Source organism: Parendozoicomonas haliclonae (assembly GCF_900174585.1).
Classification (GTDB): domain Bacteria; phylum Pseudomonadota; class Gammaproteobacteria; order Pseudomonadales; family Endozoicomonadaceae; genus Sansalvadorimonas; species Sansalvadorimonas haliclonae.
The window spans coordinates 1-17,860 of the sequence record NZ_FWPT01000012.1 but is presented as its reverse complement, the minus strand read 5'-3'; the positions used below and the strand labels follow the sequence as shown (position 1 = coordinate 17,860).

The window sequence follows — 17,860 nt, the reverse complement described above, 5'->3', positions numbered from 1 at the left end:
ACCGCCCTGAAGTTATCCCAAGGATACAAGCTGGCGGACACAACAAAAGCCATAGACAAAAAAAAGCCGCTCCCGCCTGATCTCAATCGAGAAAGTCTCCATTGAGAAAGCCGGGAGCGGCTGATCATTATGCCTACAATTTCGCGTACGTAGAAGCAGCTTACTGCACGTAGAAAATCTCTACTTCGTGGTCATCGTCTTCATCATCCAGAGCGGCAATCTTCTCGGCCATGCGACGGGCACGACGCTCTTCTGCCAGCTCCTGAATACGGATACGCGCTTCTTCTTCCATGCGCTCACGATGCTCAGCTTCCGCCTGGGCGAATTCGAGGTCTTCGTTTTCCTGCAGGTTGCGATCTTCGATATAGCGCATAATGTCCTGACACATACGCGCAGTACCTTCGCTGGCAATCGCGGAGATCTGGTAAACCTTACCTTCCCAGCCCAGTTCGGAAACGATGCGATCACGCAGAGCTTCACGCTCATCTTCAGGAATCAAATCCATCTTGTTCAGCACCAGCCAGCGCTCACGACCGTACAGAGCCGGGGAGAACACTTCCAGCTCATTGATAATGGCACGAGCCGCTTCAACAGGATCAGACTCATCCACAGGTGCCACATCCACCAGATGCAGCAGAATACGGCAGCGAGCCAGATGCTTCAGGAAGCGGATACCCAGACCAGCACCCTCAGCCGCACCCTCAATCAGACCCGGAATATCAGCAACCACAAAACTGCGGTGCTTCTGCACACTCACTACCCCCAGGTTTGGAACCAGAGTGGTAAACGGATAATCTGCCACCTTTGGACGCGCCTGAGACACAGAACGGATAAAGGTAGATTTACCGGCATTCGGCATACCCAGAAGACCAACATCCGCAATCACCTTCAGCTCCAGCTGCAGGTTTCGAGCTTCACCCGGTTTACCCGGAGTCGCAGTCTGTGGCGCACGGTTCGTACTGGATTTAAAACAGGTGTTACCAATACCATTGTGACCGCCCTTGGCCACCAGAATACGCTGACCAACTTCGGTCAGATCACCGATCACCTCATGGGTGTCTTCGTCAACAATGGTGGTACCCACCGGCACCAGCAGGGTCATATCGTCACCCTTGGCACCAGTACAGTTGGCACCACGGCCCTGCTCGCCATTCTTAGCCTTGTATTTACGGGTGTAACGGTAATCCACCAGCGTATTCAGGTCGTTATCCGCCTGAATATAAATGCTGCCGCCTACGCCGCCGTTACCGCCGTCCGGGCCACCTTTCGGGATAAATTTTTCCCGACGGAAGCTCACGCAACCATTACCACCCTTGCCGGCTTCGACATAGATATGGGCTTCATCAACAAACTTCATTCTCTACCTCCACACCGGCGCTACAGCTGCCAGCGCTTAACCTCGGGCGCAAGGCCATAAGGTTTCCACTCTTTGTTCGCCCATAGAACCGGATGCTACTGAGCCGGATGGAAGAGGATTAGCTGCTTTCAAAGGCCATGGATGGCCTGAGAGAGCCCTGCTGGACAGGACAGTCCACCAGGGCGGAAAGAAGCAATCCTGTTCCAACCGAGGCATACACCGATGCCCACAAAGAACAGAAACCTTATAGCCCGCCCCAAACATAGTGCTCGGATGAGCCTCTTCCAACTCTCGTTACCCACTCTGTTTATCCACAGGATGGATAACAAAAAAGCCCCGCGTGCGGGGCTTTTTATGCTCTTCCAGTCCGGAGACCAGAAGAATAAGTCGCTAATTAAGCCGCTTCGATACGAACGTACTTGCGGTTCTTAGGACCTTTAACTTCAAAAACAACCTTGCCGTCAGCCTTGGCGAACAGGGTGTGATCCTTGCCAATGCCTACGTTCTCACCAGCGTGGAACTTGGTGCCACGCTGACGAACCAGGATGTTACCAGCCAGAACTGCCTGACCGCCGAAGCGCTTTACACCAAGGCGTTTGCTTTCTGAGTCGCGGCCGTTACGTGTACTACCGCCAGCTTTTTTGTGTGCCATGAGTCAATACCCTCCGAATCAGGCGCTGATGCCAGTGATCTTGATTTCAGTGAACCACTGACGGTGGCCCATCTGCTTGCGGTGGTGCTTACGACGACGGAACTTAACGATAGTTACCTTCTTCGCGCGACCGTGAGCAACGACTTCAGCGTTAACCTTTGCGCCTTCAACAACAGGAGCACCGATCTTGATGTCTTCGCCGTTGGCAACCATCAGAACCTTGTCCAGTTCGATAGCTTCGCCAGTTGCTACGTCCAGCTTTTCAACCTTGAGGGTTTCGCCTTCAGTAACGCGGTATTGCTTACCGCCAGTTACAATAACTGCGTACATGGAATTCTCCGAAAATCCTTGGCCTTTTTGTCAAAGGCATCCACCGGGGGGTGGAATTTTTGGGTTCGCCGACTCTACTCCAGAATAGCGCCTCATGATTGGTTTCATCCGAAGATGACCCAGCCATAACAAAATGGCAGCTATCAGGACTTTCAAGACGGGCGGCATATTGTAGAGAATGGCACACCGAGAAACAAGCGAACAAGTCAAGAGAGTCGGATATCCACGGCGAGAGGGGCAATAACCACTCACTAAGGTCAAGGCTGGCCGTGGAATTCCTTGACACCCCAACGGCCTCCCCATACGATTTGCCAGTTATTCCGGACCCGTCATAAGTATTTCACGAATGTCCCAGCACGAAGATGTCCGCCGTATTTACGCTACGGTCGATGAGGATTTCAAGGCCGTAAACGAATGCATCATGACACAGCTGCACTCGGACGTTTCCCTCGTTGAAAAAATTGGCCACTATATAATTGACGCTGGCGGCAAGCGCATGCGCCCGTTGCTGGTACTGCTCAGCGCCGGTGCCTGCCGGTATGAAGGCCGGGATCATATCCCTCTCGCCACTATTATTGAGTTCCTGCACACCGCCACCCTGCTCCATGATGACGTAGTCGATTCTTCCGACCTGCGCCGGGGCCGCTCCACCGCCAATGCCCGCTGGGGTAATGCACCGAGCGTACTGGTCGGTGACTTCCTTTATTCCCGCGCTTTCCAGATGATGGTGAATATTGGCAAGATGAATGTTATGGCCACACTCTCCAATGCCACCAACGTGATTGCAGAAGGGGAAGTGATGCAGCTGATGAATGTCCGCAATCCGGATATCAGCGAAGAACGCTACATGGAAGTGATCCGCTGCAAAACCGCCATGCTGTTTGAAGCCTCCACCCATACCGCAGCCCTTCTGGCCGGTGCCACTGCCGAACAGGAAAAAGCTCTTCAGGATTATGGCAACTATCTCGGCCTCGCTTTTCAGCTGGTTGATGATCTGCTGGACTACACCGGCAACGCCGAAGAGATGGGTAAGAATGTTGGTGATGATCTCGCCGAGGGTAAACCAACCCTGCCGCTTATCTACACCATGACCAACGGCACAGAAGACCAGGCCAGACTGGTGCGCAATGCCATCCGTAAAGGCGGCCTTGATGCGCTGGACGATGTACTGGCTGCAGTGAAAGCCTGCGGCGCGCTCGAATATACTGCAACACGCGCCAACGAATGCGCCCAAAAGGCCATTGATGCGATCAGCATTCTGCCGGATTCACCACAACGCGAAGCGATGATCAGTCTGGCGAAACTATCCGTCAGTCGAACCTCGTAAAGTCCGGAAGATTACACCAGAGGCTGAAGCCGGGTAACTGGCTTCAGCCTTTATTTTTTTATGCTACTACTACAAACCACAGTTATGCCTCATAAACGACAACAATCCTAAAAGTTACAGCCATACTGTATTCGTGAAGTACGGACGAAATCACCGCTTCACACTCTCGTCAGGGGCGCTATAATGCTGCGCCTTGCGTTTCCGTCATCTCTCAGAAACATCAGGGTTGTCTCTTGATCATCTTCACTGTCACCAACACTGTTACCAACCAGGTTTACGTCGGCTCTACTCGTAACGATCTGGAAGACCAATGGGATAAAATGGTAGCTGCGGCGGAACAGAACATGGACTTCCCGCTGTACCGTGATATCCGCCGCCACGGCACCGACTGCTTCCACCGTGAAATTTACGACATGGCCGAGAACCGTGTCGAACTGGCCGAACTGGAAAAGAACGCACTGGAAGATCTGGACGCCATCAGTCTGCGTGGCCATAAAACCAGTAACGTTGTTATCCGCAAAAAAGCGCCTGTGCGCCGTAAGGCCTCCGAAGCTGAAAAAGAATTGCTGGAACTGCTCGACTCTTTTGCCACCGACGATCTCGACGACGAGTTGCCGATGGAAGAAACCAAGAAGAAAGAAGAGCCGTCCACTATCGAAGCCGCGCCAGAAGCTACACCAGCGCCTGCTGCCGCCAAACCGGCCAGCCGCCCGGACATGACTCAGATGATTGCGGCCGCCGCCAGCAAACAGAATGTTCGCAAGCCGGCTGCGGCAACAGCCAGCAATGCTGCCAGCGCAACCAAGTTCGATGCTCTTGCCGCAGCCAAAGCCATCATCGCTCAGGCTGCCAAAGAGGAAGAAGAGAAAGCCGCTGCCGCCAAGGCTGAAGCCGAAGCAGCTGCGGAACGTAGCCGTCGCGCCTCCCGCACCACCGGCAATGTCAGCATTGATCTGAACATTGATAACGCGATTGATGCACAGCTGGCTGCCATTACCGCCGCTATCGATGGCATGCTGGCCGGCGATACCTCTGCCGCCAACCAGCTGGAGACCATGTCCCGTCCGGTAACGGCGATTGAGACCGTTGAACAGCAGGCAGTTATTGCCACTCAGGAAGAAGCACCGGCCGCGATTGAAGCGACGATTGAAAGCACTATCGAAGCAGCATCTGCAGCTGCCGAGCCAACGGCAGAAGCTCAGCCAACCCTGCATGAAGTGGCCAAGGTCGTCAGCGAGAAAGAGCAGCGCATTCTGGATGCTATTACTCGCCACCGTGAAGCCCGTGCCAAGCGTACCAGCGATGTAATGGATGCCGAGAAAGCCCGCGTTGAAGAGCTGCTGAATGAGCTGAATAATCGCATCGCTGCCATGCCGGCTCCACATCTGGCGATGTACAACTAATTCCTGACTAAAGCCCTCCTCCGGCAGCCAAAACGATCACCTTTCGTTTTGGCTGCTACTTTATCTCCCCAAAGAAAATATTTATTTCCATAAGCATTCGGGGGAGTGACTTGTGCCTGTGAACACTCACAGCATTAATTTTGCCTTCAAAAGACCATCACGCAGCACTCAAACTGTTTTCTGCTTTGGCTTTCTCTACCTGTGGGCAATCACCTGTCAGGCAATTCCGACCTTTCAGGATCTGGGCCGTCGTGGAGGTATCGCCTTTGTCAGCCACAGGATTTACCAAGTCAGACAATCCCAGGAAGAGATCAGGCAACTGGAGGTTGGCGAGCGCTATGGCGTAGCCTTCAATATGAAGGCGCATATCTTCAGTTCAATTGCTGATAACCAGCTTCATAGCCAGCAGCGTAATATTCTTTTTACCCGTACCGAGCACTTTACCAAATCACTCCCCGGCAGCGAGATACCAACAGGCAACACAGCCCTCAAAGTCCAGTCACCAGTATCTATGGGCTTCAACACTCAAACCCTGCTAAGCCCCGCTGCCCGTTTACTTATGGATTCTGAATCCCCGTGGCTACTGGCGGTAGAAACCATCACCTTTACGCCACCACTCACAGAAGACGCCCTTAAGGCCAACCCTAAAGCGATTCACAACGGCCAATCCACCGTTACCTTTTATAAACCCGCACGCCCCAATTCCAAGAAAAACTGGCGCACTCACCAAATCAGCAGGCATTGGCAACCCGCATTATTCAGGACGACCAAGGCCAGCACCACTCAACAACTCCCTATACTCACACAGCACAGACAACTGGCTGACTACACCAGCCAAAAGCTCACACAGCTGACCGAAGCAGTAGAGCGGGATTACCTGCAAAAAATGGAGAACCAATCTGCGGCAACAACCCATACAGACGATGAAGTCAGCCAGACCCTGGCCGAGTTTGATTTTCTGCTTGATGAGCAGGCAGACGAACTTATAGAAACAACAGAACAGCTCACCCTGGCCCAATTTCCCGATACAAATAGCGACGACACCGAATTTGATGAAGAGCCAGCCGTCATCACTCACAACAATTCATTTTCACAATGGATAGGAAGACCTGTCGTAGAACCCAAATATACCTACGGTGCAAAGTTTCGTGATAACGGCAAGGTTGAACAGATCAGCTTCCCGCTTTCCAGTGAATACATGATTATGGCTCCCTTTGTGCGCGGCAAAAGCAAATAGCAGAGAAGTCCATTAGCGTGAAGTAACGGCCTGTCTACAATAAATATTTAACGGTTATTGCAGAGTCTCAGCGGGGAACACAGTGATGCAACAGGGTACACAAAACAGCAGCGAATCCGGTACTGAAAAAGTACAAAGAGCGATTCACAGTCTTGCCACACTGAATGCATCACTGAAAAGAATGGAAGAGCACTTTGCTCTGCAGAACGCACGCTGCAGAAAAGTTGCAGCGGATATGAAGAAGCTGCGCCACGATCTCGAAGCGCAGCAGCAAAGAAGACAACAACAATAATGACGTACAGCCTGAATTACGCCACAGCCTGCCGGTGCAGAACGGTATAACCCGGCTCATCGTTTCTTTCTACAAACCGGCGCAGGCTTTGGAACAGATGATCCCGCAGCCAGCGGTGGGAGCGATTGGCGTTCCAGTATTCCGGCCACACCATCCGGTGATCAATTTCCACCACCTCATCAGGCAGCTCACGCAGCACCAGACCTTCACTGGCCACTTCTTTAATCGGTGTATGCAGGCAAATATAATCACTGCCCGCCACCACCGACTTGGCCGCACAGAAGCTGGAAATACTCATCTGCGGCTCAATCCCGATACGCTCATAGAAGCTTTTCACCTGGGATGACATACCACACCCACCCTTCTGCATCAGATGCGGATACTCAGTCAGTTCTTCCAGGGTGAAGATACGATCGGCCAGAGGATGAGTCGCACTCATCATACAGGCCAGACGACAACGCATAATCTCCTGACTGCGCAATCCGGATGGTGGTTGACCGGAATACCCCAGCGCCAGATCAATCTCACCACGATGCAGCTTTTCGATCACATGTTCATTCAAGAGCTCGACATCAAAGGTAAAGTTCGGTGCCAGCTTACGCAGCTCACACAACACACCGGGCAGTATCTTTTCGACCACCGCATAGCTACCGGCAATACGGAAGTGGCGGCAGGTCGTTTGCGGATCAAAGCTGGCATTTTCAAAAATAGTCGCCGCTTCAATCACCAGATGATTCACCGATGGATGAATAGACTTTGCCAGTTCCGACAGTTCAGTACGGTTACAGGAGCGCACAAGAATGGGATCACACAGGTTCTCCCGCAGCTGAGCCAGGTTTCGACTCATGGTGGGCTGGGTTACACACAACAGTTTTGCTGCATCAGTCACACTGCGGGTATCAAGCAGTGCTTTAAGGCTGGGTAAAAGGTTCAGGTTAAGCCGACTCAGGCTTAAACCATCAAGCTGATTGCCGTTCTGACCAGGCATAAAAGCTTTAGTTTTTTTATAAAAATTCGATTCTTTTTGAGTAGGACGCATAACCGGTTCACACACCTCAGCAACCGGGCAGATTGCAAACATTGCCCTATGTCAATCTTTTTTTTCTTCCCGAATTGCGTAAAAACGGAAAGTTCCAAACATCGCTATCAGTTTGGCGAATACCCCCATTCTAAATGCGGATGCGGCAGCCCTTATATCCGTATTCCTATCTATACGCGGCATATACCTATACGCCCAATTGATATGACCCGCCGTGGTGTTTCCCAATAATCGGGACTCATTCGATGTGACACACCTTGTGACACTCGTTGAACACACTCACACACACTGGAGTTAACCCATGAAGAAGGTAGCCCTCGCAGTCGCTATCGCAGCTCTGTCCGGTCAGGCAATGGCCGCAGAAATCTTTGACAACGGCACCACCTCTGCTTCCGTTGGCGGTCGTATCGGTATCAAAACCGAAACTGGTGCAAAATCTGATGATGGCATGAGAAGCGACAGCTCCCGTATCAACTTCGGCTTCGAGCACAAGCTGAGCGAAAACGTAACGGCTTTCGCCAAGGTTGAGTGGAGCTATGATATGCAAGACGACGAAGGTGAATCCTTCGGTGAACGTCTGGGCAACATCGGTCTGGCCCACAAAACCATGGGTACCGTAATCGTGGGTAAGCAGTGGTCCGCTTACTCTGATGTTGCAGGCTGGACTGATAAAGGCCTGTTCAATGGCGGCTATGCTATGGGTATCTACGATGGCGTTGGTGGCCACGGCACTTCCGGCATGGGTCGTGCTGACGATGCTATCGGCTACAGAAACTCTTTCGGTGGTCTGAATGTTTCTGCTCAGTATCAGCTGTCCGATAACGGCACTGAAGACAAAGAAACCTTTGACCGTGAAAACGGCATGCAGCTGGCTGTAAGCTATGATCTGCCAATGGGCTTCTCCATCGGTGCTACCGTTGCTGAAACAGCTTACAAAGCAACAGAAAGCAAAGCTACTGATGGCACAATCACCAAGACCGGCTTCGATAAAGACACCGACTCTACCGCTCAAACTTTTGCTGTAAAGTACGACAACAACGGTCTGTACCTGGCAGCTACCATGGGTAGCTTTGAATACATCCACGAAGATGCAAAAGAGTCTAAGGGTACTGAAGTTTACGGTCAGTATAGCCTGAACTCCGTTGTTCCTGGTCTGGCTGTATTCTCCGGCTACCAAATCCTGGAAGTTGACAAACTGGCTTCTGGTGCAGACAGCAAGCGTGAAGAGAAAGTCTTCTCTCTGGGTACCGAGTACAAAGTTGGCCCAATGCTGTTCGGTCTGCAGTACTCCAACTTTGACAAGAAAAACGATTTGGGTGTTGACGTAGAAGGCGACGACGACGTTTACTACGCAACTGCTCGCTACTACTTCTAATCAGAAGCTGTACGCTTAAAGCCTAAAAGGGAAGACTTCGGTCTTCCCTTTTTTATTGCTCATTCCCCTCTCTGCAGGCAACCCGCCTAACCACCTTGTCAGCAACTTCCCTCTTTTATCTGCCTCTAAGCCCCGATCACTCATGAGGCTTAAATTATGCAGTCAGAACCAAAAGCACCAGCCGCCGGGCAAAAACCAGGCATGCTGGAGATGTACCAGAGTCAATCCCAACAGGCCGAATCAGGTCAAACTTCCAAAGGCAGCACAGTTAAAAAGATCGCAATATATGCAGCCGTCATAAGCACCGCAGCAGGCATCCTTTACGCAGCCAACAAAACCGACAAGGCTCTTCTTGAGAGAACCTTATCCATTCTTAAAAAGGCCACAGTTGCAGCAGGAGCCGCGTATATTGTCAGCGATGTTGCATTTGCTCCCATGAATATGGGCAGCGTACGTTACGGCATTCGTCGGCTGGTCTCCGACTGGGTTCCACTGATCTCACCACCGCACGCACTTCCTTATCATGAAGAACCCAGGAAGCAGTCATAAGCCCGGGGTATCTTTTTGTAACCAGGGCGGTAATTCACCAACAGGCTTATATACTCCCCAGCCTCCGCTGAAAAACTTGCAGACCGGTTTTATTACAGGCTACAAGCAGGAGTTGATGCGTGTGAAAAACCGAAAAGCAGATCATTGGCGCTTCGGAGCTTGTTTGGCCCTGATGTGCTGTTTGACGGGCTGTCTTGCCAGCCTCACTCAGGCATCCATTAGCTCTAACGAGGATGCCCCGACACTGGTCTGTTCAGTCGCCAGCACCATTGTCGAAGCCCGCCGGTTAACGTCTGCTCCAACCCTCAATTCAACGGAAGAGCAACCTGATACAGAGGCTCCCTTTCAAAGCATTCTGATGGTGATTAAGGATGGTTGGGGCAATTATCTGCCACCGGACGATCCGGACTGGGTCAACCAACTGAGCGACTGTAACAATCTCGAATGCCTGAAGAGCTTTATACAGGAAGAGACTGGCCAGTTTATGCGCTGCTCCCAGACTACCTTTCCGGGCTATGAAAACCTGCGCAACTGGTTAAACCATCGAAAGCTTTATAGTGGCGAACACACCCTGCTGTTCATCGATTCCCGACTGCGGGTGATTCGCTTTGATGATAAAAACACACTGATCTTCAGCCGTTTTGGCCGCCGGGATGCCGCACGCAGCATTCAGGCTCTGGGGCTGGAAGAAACCAGCAGAACCTTATGGCTGGGGGATATTCGCCAGCCCGGCGTGTTGGCTATTGTGCCTTTTAAAGGGCTGGATCAATTTATCTATCCACATCAGCCCGTTGAGCAATCTGCTCCAGCCTCACCAAGAGGTGCTGGAAGTGGAAACCTGTATGATATTCACCCCGATTTGAATCCAGATTCACCTCAACTGCTGGCCACCGGCCAGCACACTCAGGTGCCGGAAGCTTTGGCACCAGTGGTCACCCATGTGGCCAATGGCGTCTTTGCCGGTGCGCTGGGCCATTGGCTGCTGCGCCCTTCCCGCAGCCGCAATATTATTGTCAGAACACTACTGAACCGCAGTCTGAGTACCCATATGCTGATGGGCGGGATTCTATTTGGTGCGACAGGCTATTTGCTCTGGCAGGGAGTAAACCGTCTGGATAAACAGGTTCCGGAATGGGGAGCCGTGACTATGGCAGGATGGAGATTAACGACAGGAACCGCTTACAGCCTTGGCAGCATCCTCGCGGATCAGCTGCAATCCAAAGGCATGCCCTTACTGCAAAGCCGGTTGCAAAATGTTTTGCAGACTTCACAGAGACAGAACAATTCCATCAATCGTAAAGAAGAACAAATTCCGACCAAAAATTGACCACAAACCATCCACAAACTAAATATTTGTTGAGCCGAAAAAATAGCAGGTGGAACCTGCAATTAAACGTGAAAAGCCAAAAGAAAGGTAGCCGTAATAACACCAGATATTCATAAAGATTAAACTTTTGTAGAATCACCCTGTCAGTCATTTTGATCACGCGTTCGACAGGATTCATCTTAGGGCCTGTTGTGATTTGCTGATGCGGCTCAGTGGAGCGGAAAGCCATTCATCGTTAGAAAGGCTTGTGAAAATCGTAGTTGCCCTACATTAAGCAAGCCTGACGCGGCGAGGAGTGGCTTTCCGTTCCACCCGAAGGGCTATCCCGAGAGCTTCCATGGCGTTGTTGTAGCGATTTGAAAGACCACCAGTATTCCTACATCGCTACGCCTAGCCCTGAAAACTCTCGGGAAAGCTGAGCCCGATCACCAAATCACAACAGGCCCTAGTACGGACGTGTATTGTATTGGCTGCATTCGCTCGCTCACCCGCGAATCTATCGACACCTCACAAAAAACACAGGCATGTTAGAAAAACTTTTTAAGCTCACTGAGAATAACACCTCAGTGCGTCAGGAAATTATTGCTGGTTCCACAACCTTCCTGACCATGGCGTACATTATCTTCGTGAACCCGAGTCTGCTCGCTGCGGCAGGCATGGATCAGGGAGCAGTTTTTGTAGCGACCTGTCTGGCAGCCACCATCGGCTGTTTCATTATGGGCTTCTACGCAAACTACCCTGTTGCTCTCGCACCCGGCATGGGCCTGAACGCATTCTTTGCCTTTACCGTTGTTGGCCAGATGGGCTACAGCTGGCAGGTAGCGCTCGGTGCCGTATTCTTTTCCGGTATCTGCTTCTTCCTGCTGAGTGCGTTTAAAGTCCGCGAATGGATTATTAACAGCATCCCTCTCTCCCTGCGTGGCGGTATTGGCGCAGGTATCGGTTTGTTCCTGGGTTTCCTGGGCCTGCAGAACGCCGGTATTGTTGTTGATAACCCGGCCACTCTGGTTTCCATGGGCGATATGACCAGCTGGGGTCCTATGATGGCGGGCCTGGGCCTGATCATTATTGCTGCCCTTTACTATCGTGGTGTACCCGGTTCTGTGATGATCGGTATTCTGGCGATCTCCGTTCTCAGCATTGTGGCTGGTGAGGTCGAGATGAACGGTGTGGTTTCCATGCCGCCAAGTATTGCACCAACTCTGATGCAGCTGGATCTGGCCGGCGCACTGGAGATTGGCCTGATCTCCATCATCTTCTCGTTCATGTTCGTGGATATGTTCGATACCTCCGGCACCCTGATCGCGGTTGCCCAGAAAGGTAAGATGCTGGACAAGGACGGCAACCTGCCACGTATCGGTCGCGCACTGATGGCCGACAGTACTGCTACTGTTGCCGGCTCCATGCTGGGCACATCTACAACAACCAGTTTTGTAGAAAGTGGTGCAGGTATCGCTGTCGGCGGCCGTACAGGTCTAACGGCTGTGGTCGTGGGTATTCTATTCTTGGTGGCACTGTTCTTCTCGCCGCTGGCTGCTGCGATTCCAGCTTATGCAACCGCACCGGCTCTGATCTTTGTAGCTGTGCTGATGACCCACAGCCTGACCACTGTCGATTGGGATGATATTACCGATGTGACCCCGGTGGGTATTGCCGCACTGGCTATGCCTCTGACCTACTCCATCGCCACTGGTATCGCTTTCGGCATTATCTCCTGGACCGGTATCAAGCTGCTGTCCGGCCGCTACAAGGAGATTACGCCTGCCATGATCTTCCTGACCATCCTGTTCTCTATCAAGTTTGTTATCGCCTGATAGCCTTGAACACTCCCCAGCCTGCACTCTCTGAAACGGGTGTGCAGGCTGGGGACGCCCTCTCAAGAAAAAACCGCCGTAACATAAAGCTAACAAACCTCCGTAAAGAGGGAGGTTTATGGCGCCATCCTTCCGGTATAATGCCCCGATCAGAACTTTTACTCGAGAATGGCTTTGAACCCGGAGTTTGACTCATCAGTTCCCTTCCAGGAAAGGGCGTACACCCACAGCTACCGCTTCCAGCTGTCTTACCTGCATCCCCGTCACTGGGGCCTGTGGCTGCTGATCCTGTTCCTGTTTCTGGTAGGTCGCCTGCCATTTAGCTGGGTTCTGGCTATCGGACGTGGCATTGGCCGTCTGTTTATGAAGATTGGTGGTTCCCGGGTCAAGGTAACGCGCCGCAACCTGGAGCTGTGCTTCCCGGAAAAGTCTTCGGAAGAGCGTGAACGCATTCTGGTCCAGAACTTTGAAGCGATTGGTATCGCTCTTGTCGAGCCCGGTGTCGCCTGGTTTTCCTCCAGCAAACGCATTGCCCGGCTGACCAGCTTCCATGGACTGGAACGCTTTCAGGAGATTCAGGAGAGCGGCCAGGGCGTACTGGTGAGCTGCCTGCACATGACCTGTGTAGAAATGGCCTGCCGCATTGCCAGCGAACATACCTCCTTCAATATTCTCTACCGGGTACACGACAATCCTGTTTATGAGTATGTCAGTGGCGTAATGCGTAACCGCTACCCGTACAAATCCCGCTTTATTCCCCGCAAGCAGGTCAAGGATCTGCTCCACTTTATGGAACAGGGTGAGATCGGCATTATCCTGCCGGATCAGGATATGGGCAAAAAGCGCAGTCTGTTTGTGCCTTACTTTGGCATTCCAGCGGCAACTATTCCCAGCGTGTCTGACTTTGCCCGCCTGAGCAATGCCAAGGTCTCCATGGGTACCTTCTGGCTGGATTATGAATGCAATCGCTACACCGTTGATTTCGCCAAGCCAATGGTTAACTTCCCGACCGATGACACTTGGGAAGACACCTGTCGTATCAACAAGCTGACCGAAGATTTTATCCGTCAGCACCCGGAACAGTATCTGTGGCAGCACCGTCGCTTTAAGACGCGTCCGGAAGGTGAAGAGTCACTCTACGGCAAGAAAGAAAAGAAACAGAAAAAACGCTGACGTCGACAATTATTACCATTTATTATCAGGGCATCTTGGATGCCCTTTTTTATGCCTTCTGATCGCCCGGAGATCCTATGAACAACCCAACCAGCCTTGCGGATATCGACTGGGACAACTGGCAACCCACGACGCATGCGACGCTGCTCTTCGTTATTCAGGATGGAAAGATTCTGCTGATCCGCAAGAAGCGCGGGCTGGGCATGGGCAAGATCAACGGCCCGGGAGGCAAGCTCGATCCGGGCGAAACCCTTGAGCAATGTGCAAGCCGTGAGCTTCAGGAAGAGCTGCTGATCACCCCGGGAGCACTGACCTACCATGGCGATAACCTGTTTCAGTTTGTCGATGGTCTGGCCATGCATGTGCATATTTACACCACCAATGAATATACGGGCACACCAACCGAGACAGATGAAGCCGAACCACTCTGGTTTGATCTCGATAAAATTCCTTACGAGGAAATGTGGGAAGATGATTACCTGTGGATTCCGATGATGCTGGAAGGCAAAGACTTTACCGGTCGCTTCCTGTTCGATAACAGCAAGATGCTCGATTACGCCCTCGAAGAAAAAGTGCGTAAAGATCACATGCGCAAAGAAAATTTATAATAATTTTTCAGATCTACTTGAAGTCATAAACTCTGCCCACATATTCATGAGTAAGAGAGATCGCCTTAGTCCGACACGGCATAAACAGGGATCTCTTTAACGACCTGTCCGATGGAAGGTCAACAATCTGAAATTTATTGCTCATTATGAGGATAGAGTTATGCGTACTATCGACTTCGATCTGTCTCCCCTGTACCGCTCCGCTATCGGCTTTGACCGTATCGCCAGCATGCTGGAAAACATCAACCACTCTGGCAACCAGAACGGTTACCCTCCGTACAATATCGAACTGCTTGACGAGAACAGCTACCGTATCACCATGGCTGTTGCCGGTTTCCAGGAAGAAGAACTGGATCTGGAAAGCCGCGAAAACATGCTGATCGTTAAAGGCAAAAAGGCGGAAGATAAAACCGAGCGCAAATACCTGTATCAGGGTATCGCTGAGCGCAACTTTGAGCGCCGTTTCCAACTGGCTGACCATGTTCGAGTAACCACCGCCGCCATGGAGAATGGCCTGCTTCATATTGATCTGGTTCGTGAAATCCCCGAGGCCATGAAGCCCCGCAAGATCAATATTGGTGGCAGTCAGCTGCTGGAAAATGAAAACAGCTGATATGAAATAAAGCTATCTTTCGGGAAGGCGACTCTCGCCTTCCCGCCCTGCTTCTTCACAGCATCCTCCCGAAACCAATACTCAACGACTTTATCCAGTCTTTACCTTTGTAAGGGCAGCGATTTTGGATTCATGGTGATACACTCCCCTACTTTTTGGCGGATCTGTAAGTAGTATGTCCCACTCGACCGAAGCAATCTCCATAGAAGAACTGCAGGAACAGCTCAAACAGTTGCAGGCAGAGAACAAAGCTCTGCAGGCAGACAACCCAAAGCGCTTGAAAGCCCAGATCAAACGTCTGCAGGAAGAAAACCGCAGCAAGAACGCTGAAGTTTCCTCACTGAAAACCAAACTCAAGCAAGCCCAGAAAGACCAGCAAAGTCGTCAGTCCAATATGGTCGATATGGCGCAGCATCTGGAAACCCTGAAAATCCTTCAGGAACCGCACTGGGAATCCAATGACAAAAGCTGGGCGGTCTATCTGGAGATCGATCCAGAAAGCGAGAGCAGCGAACAACCAGACTACAATCTCCGCCTGCTGGACAGAAAGAGCGGCTGCACCAAGATGCCTCATATGAACATTGAAGATGACAAACCATCCGTAGCCTGGCCACGGATGCGTGCCATTCCTAAAGAAGTGAAAGAGAAAATAGAAAGCCTCGTCGAAGTGAAATAATTTCTTGCTCCACTTCAACGAGGCTTATTAATGATGGGGGAGAAGCCTGACTGATTACGATAAAACGATCAGTTCAGCTGCTTCTTCTCCTGCTCGATCAGATAATCCGCAACCTTCAGCATTTCCGCATTACCACCGGCTGACTGGGCAGAAATACGATACTTGCCATTGATAATCAGCGCCGGAACACCAGCAATACGCGAGCCTTTCACCACCGCATCCGCCTGACGCATTTCATTACGTACCTTGAAGGATTTAAACGCCTTGTCAAAGGCCGCCTCAGAGACACCATAAGCCTTTACAAAGCTCACCATCTCATCACGGGTAGACAGCTTACGGTTCTGCTTGTGAATCGCATTGAACACATCGTCATGAACAGACTTAGGGATATCCAGGGAGTCCAGAGCGAAATAGAGCTGACCGTGGGTTCTCCAGGTTTTGCTGAACTGAGCTGGCACTTTACGGAACTCGGCATGCTCAGGCAGCTTGTTCTTCCAAGCATTCAGAACCGGCTCCAGCGTGTAGCAATGAGGACAGCCATACCAGAAGGCCTCAGCCACCTCGACCTTGCCAGAAGCTTTGGTAGAGACCGGAGTATCCAGTTTGAAGTAATGCTTCCCCTCTTGGTAATCAGCAGCCAGAGCGGCCATTGGCGCCAAAATAAGCAGCGCCACCAATACTTTTATAGCTTTTATCACAACGCACCCCTGTGATTGTTTTTATAAGTAACTACCGCATTCTCTCAAAATCTCAGAGACAGGCACAGGGCAGAGTCGTAATAGACTTGGCGTGAATGTATAAAAATGTGTCGTGAAACAGGCTATTGAGAAAAAGCAAAAGGGATGGAGATCGTGAAAAGCAGCGCATTGATTCCCAGCAATACCACATCACCCTCAATATAACGTGTGGTATATCCAAGTGAAGGAAGGATGGCTGGAGCCACACCAAAGCGATTCAACGGAATCTTGTTTTTATACTCCCCACGATAACCATGCAGAAGGCCAAATGTCACTCGCGCTCGCAGACCGTATTCCGAATCTTGTAAGGGGAAACGTTTCCCCCAATAAATATATTGTGAATCCTGATTGAACGAGTTCTTAAATACTGTTGCGCCCATTACCGTGGAAGCGTCCCTTCTTTCGATCCCAATCAGATTCTGCCGATCATTGTGCTCATCGTTATGATGGAAATGGATAGTGTGGAAGCTGGCTTCGATAGCATAGGATACATTAGATAATTCAGGCTGCTCCTCTGCATAAGAACAAAGTGAGAAAAAGACGAGAGCAAGAACCTGCCAACCATCACGTATTAACAATGCATACCTCCCCCGAAGTCGGAGAAGAGTTAAGCATAATTTTTCCTTTCTCGTTAAAAATCAGGCAACAAGTACGGTGCTGCCAAGTCGGGATTTGTATTGCTCTGCCAAAGGGCAGGATGCCCACACCCTGGTTACCACGCTCTGCGTAGTAACCCATGCTATTAAGGGCTTGGTACTATCAGGTAGTCATTCCTACGGAGGACCGTAGGAATGAGAAGATCGCGGTAAAAATCAGGCAACAAATGCGGTGCTGACAGCTGGAATTTGTATTACTCAGCCAAGGGGCAGGAAGCCCCGCTAGCGACTCAATACAGGGACGTATTGCTGGAGCGGGAGGAGTAATACTAATTCCGGCATATGCGCGGATAGAATTCCAAATAGCAAAAACCCGATCATCTTTCGATAATCGGGTTTTCTAATAAGTGCCTGGCGATGACCTACTCTCACATGGGGAGGCCCCACACTACCATCGGCGATGCTTCGTTTCACTGCTGAGTTCGGGATGGAGTCAGGTGGTTCCAAAGCTCTTTGGTCGCCAGGCGAAAACGGTGATTGCTGTCTTTCGACAACAATCTATGAAATCTGTCTGTTAGTTGCTGACACTTAGTATGTGTCGATCGTTTATCGCGTTATCGGATCTTTTAGATCGCTTTGGCGTTATATGGTCAAGCCGCACGAGTCATTAGTACTGGTTAGCTCAACGCCTCACAACGCTTACACACCCAGCCTATCAACGTCCTGGTCTTGAACGGCTCTTCAGGGGATCAAGT

18 protein-coding genes and 2 rRNA genes are annotated in these 17,860 nt (G+C 51.2%); 12 read left to right on the top strand and 8 right to left on the bottom strand.

Features of this window, described 5'->3' with window-relative positions; translation table 11 throughout:
• Positions 1-160: 160 nt before the first annotated feature.
• The 3 genes from cgtA to rplU all read right to left on the bottom strand — a co-directional run bounded on the left by cgtA (position 161) and on the right by rplU (position 2,339).
• Positions 161-1,357, bottom strand: coding sequence for an Obg family GTPase CgtA (gene cgtA, locus EHSB41UT_RS20785; protein WP_087112798.1), 1,197 nt, complete (start codon positions 1,355-1,357; stop codon positions 161-163).
• 394 nt (positions 1,358-1,751) lie between these two features.
• Positions 1,752-2,009, bottom strand: a complete 258-nt coding sequence (rpmA, locus tag EHSB41UT_RS20780) for a 50S ribosomal protein L27 (RefSeq protein ID WP_087112797.1) — start codon at positions 2,007-2,009, stop codon at positions 1,752-1,754.
• Between the two features lie 18 nt (positions 2,010-2,027).
• A complete protein-coding gene (gene rplU / locus EHSB41UT_RS20775) occupies positions 2,028-2,339 on the bottom strand; it encodes a 50S ribosomal protein L21 (RefSeq protein ID WP_087112796.1) in 312 nt (103 codons plus the stop codon).
• Positions 2,340-2,685: 346 nt separating this feature from the next.
• Here rplU and ispB point away from each other — a divergent pair, with 346 nt between their 5' ends.
• The 4 genes from ispB (at position 2,686) to EHSB41UT_RS20755 (ending at position 6,598) form a co-directional block, all read left to right on the top strand.
• On the top strand, positions 2,686-3,666 hold the full coding sequence (ispB, locus tag EHSB41UT_RS20770) for an octaprenyl diphosphate synthase (RefSeq protein WP_087112795.1): 981 nt from the start codon (positions 2,686-2,688) through the stop codon (positions 3,664-3,666).
• Positions 3,667-3,899: 233 nt separating this feature from the next.
• Entirely contained in the window at positions 3,900-5,069 is a 1,170-nt protein-coding gene (locus tag EHSB41UT_RS20765) for a GIY-YIG nuclease family protein (protein WP_087112794.1), read from the top strand.
• A 112-nt stretch (positions 5,070-5,181) separates the two neighbouring features.
• On the top strand, positions 5,182-6,306 hold the full coding sequence (locus EHSB41UT_RS20760; RefSeq protein WP_087112793.1) for a hypothetical protein: 1,125 nt from the start codon (positions 5,182-5,184) through the stop codon (positions 6,304-6,306).
• Positions 6,307-6,391: 85 nt separating this feature from the next.
• The gene (locus EHSB41UT_RS20755) at positions 6,392-6,598 is read left to right on the top strand and encodes a hypothetical protein (protein WP_087112792.1); all 207 of its coding nucleotides are present in this window, start codon (positions 6,392-6,394) and stop codon (positions 6,596-6,598) included.
• A 16-nt stretch (positions 6,599-6,614) separates the two neighbouring features.
• On the opposite strand, the gene EHSB41UT_RS20750 is transcribed toward EHSB41UT_RS20755, so the two are convergent.
• Complete coding sequence (locus EHSB41UT_RS20750) at positions 6,615-7,586, bottom strand: LysR family transcriptional regulator (protein WP_165767360.1); 972 nt, start codon at positions 7,584-7,586, stop codon at positions 6,615-6,617.
• Between the two features lie 352 nt (positions 7,587-7,938).
• On the opposite strand from EHSB41UT_RS20750, the gene EHSB41UT_RS20745 reads away from it, so the two are divergent.
• From EHSB41UT_RS20745 to EHSB41UT_RS20710, 8 genes are all read left to right on the top strand, one after another.
• Positions 7,939-9,012 carry a porin gene (locus EHSB41UT_RS20745; RefSeq protein WP_087112790.1) on the top strand — a complete coding sequence of 358 codons (1,074 nt, stop codon included), beginning with the start codon at positions 7,939-7,941 and terminating at the stop codon, positions 9,010-9,012.
• 156 nt (positions 9,013-9,168) lie between these two features.
• Complete coding sequence (locus EHSB41UT_RS20740) at positions 9,169-9,561, top strand: hypothetical protein (protein ID WP_087112789.1); 393 nt, start codon at positions 9,169-9,171, stop codon at positions 9,559-9,561.
• 121 nt (positions 9,562-9,682) lie between these two features.
• A complete protein-coding gene (locus EHSB41UT_RS20735) occupies positions 9,683-10,888 on the top strand; it encodes a hypothetical protein (RefSeq protein ID WP_133060602.1) in 1,206 nt (401 codons plus the stop codon).
• Positions 10,889-11,412: 524 nt separating this feature from the next.
• Positions 11,413-12,702: an NCS2 family permease gene (locus tag EHSB41UT_RS20730; RefSeq protein WP_087112787.1), complete on the top strand. Its 1,290-nt coding sequence runs from the start codon at positions 11,413-11,415 to the stop codon at positions 12,700-12,702.
• Between the two features lie 168 nt (positions 12,703-12,870).
• Positions 12,871-13,875: an LpxL/LpxP family Kdo(2)-lipid IV(A) lauroyl/palmitoleoyl acyltransferase gene (lpxL, locus tag EHSB41UT_RS20725; RefSeq protein WP_087112786.1), complete on the top strand. Its 1,005-nt coding sequence runs from the start codon at positions 12,871-12,873 to the stop codon at positions 13,873-13,875.
• Between the two features lie 77 nt (positions 13,876-13,952).
• Positions 13,953-14,483: an 8-oxo-dGTP diphosphatase gene (locus EHSB41UT_RS20720; RefSeq protein ID WP_087112785.1), complete on the top strand. Its 531-nt coding sequence runs from the start codon at positions 13,953-13,955 to the stop codon at positions 14,481-14,483.
• A 160-nt stretch (positions 14,484-14,643) separates the two neighbouring features.
• Positions 14,644-15,096: an Hsp20 family protein gene (locus tag EHSB41UT_RS20715; RefSeq protein ID WP_087112784.1), complete on the top strand. Its 453-nt coding sequence runs from the start codon at positions 14,644-14,646 to the stop codon at positions 15,094-15,096.
• A 175-nt stretch (positions 15,097-15,271) separates the two neighbouring features.
• Positions 15,272-15,772 (top strand): hypothetical protein, encoded by a 501-nt coding sequence (locus EHSB41UT_RS20710; RefSeq protein ID WP_087112783.1) that lies wholly within the window; start codon positions 15,272-15,274, stop codon positions 15,770-15,772.
• A gap of 68 nt (positions 15,773-15,840) precedes the next feature.
• Here the strand turns inward: EHSB41UT_RS20710 and EHSB41UT_RS20705 are convergent, their stop codons facing one another.
• The 4 genes from EHSB41UT_RS20705 to EHSB41UT_RS20690 all read right to left on the bottom strand — a co-directional run.
• On the bottom strand, positions 15,841-16,470 hold the full coding sequence (locus EHSB41UT_RS20705) for a thiol:disulfide interchange protein DsbA/DsbL (protein ID WP_207626724.1): 630 nt from the start codon (positions 16,468-16,470) through the stop codon (positions 15,841-15,843).
• Between the two features lie 122 nt (positions 16,471-16,592).
• Positions 16,593-17,087 (bottom strand): sn-glycerol-3-phosphate transporter, encoded by a 495-nt coding sequence (locus EHSB41UT_RS24530; RefSeq protein WP_133060601.1) that lies wholly within the window; start codon positions 17,085-17,087, stop codon positions 16,593-16,595.
• A 427-nt stretch (positions 17,088-17,514) separates the two neighbouring features.
• Positions 17,515-17,630 (bottom strand): 5S ribosomal RNA (rrf, locus tag EHSB41UT_RS20695).
• 121 nt (positions 17,631-17,751) lie between these two features.
• Positions 17,752-17,860, bottom strand: a 23S ribosomal RNA gene (locus EHSB41UT_RS20690); the annotation flags it as partial.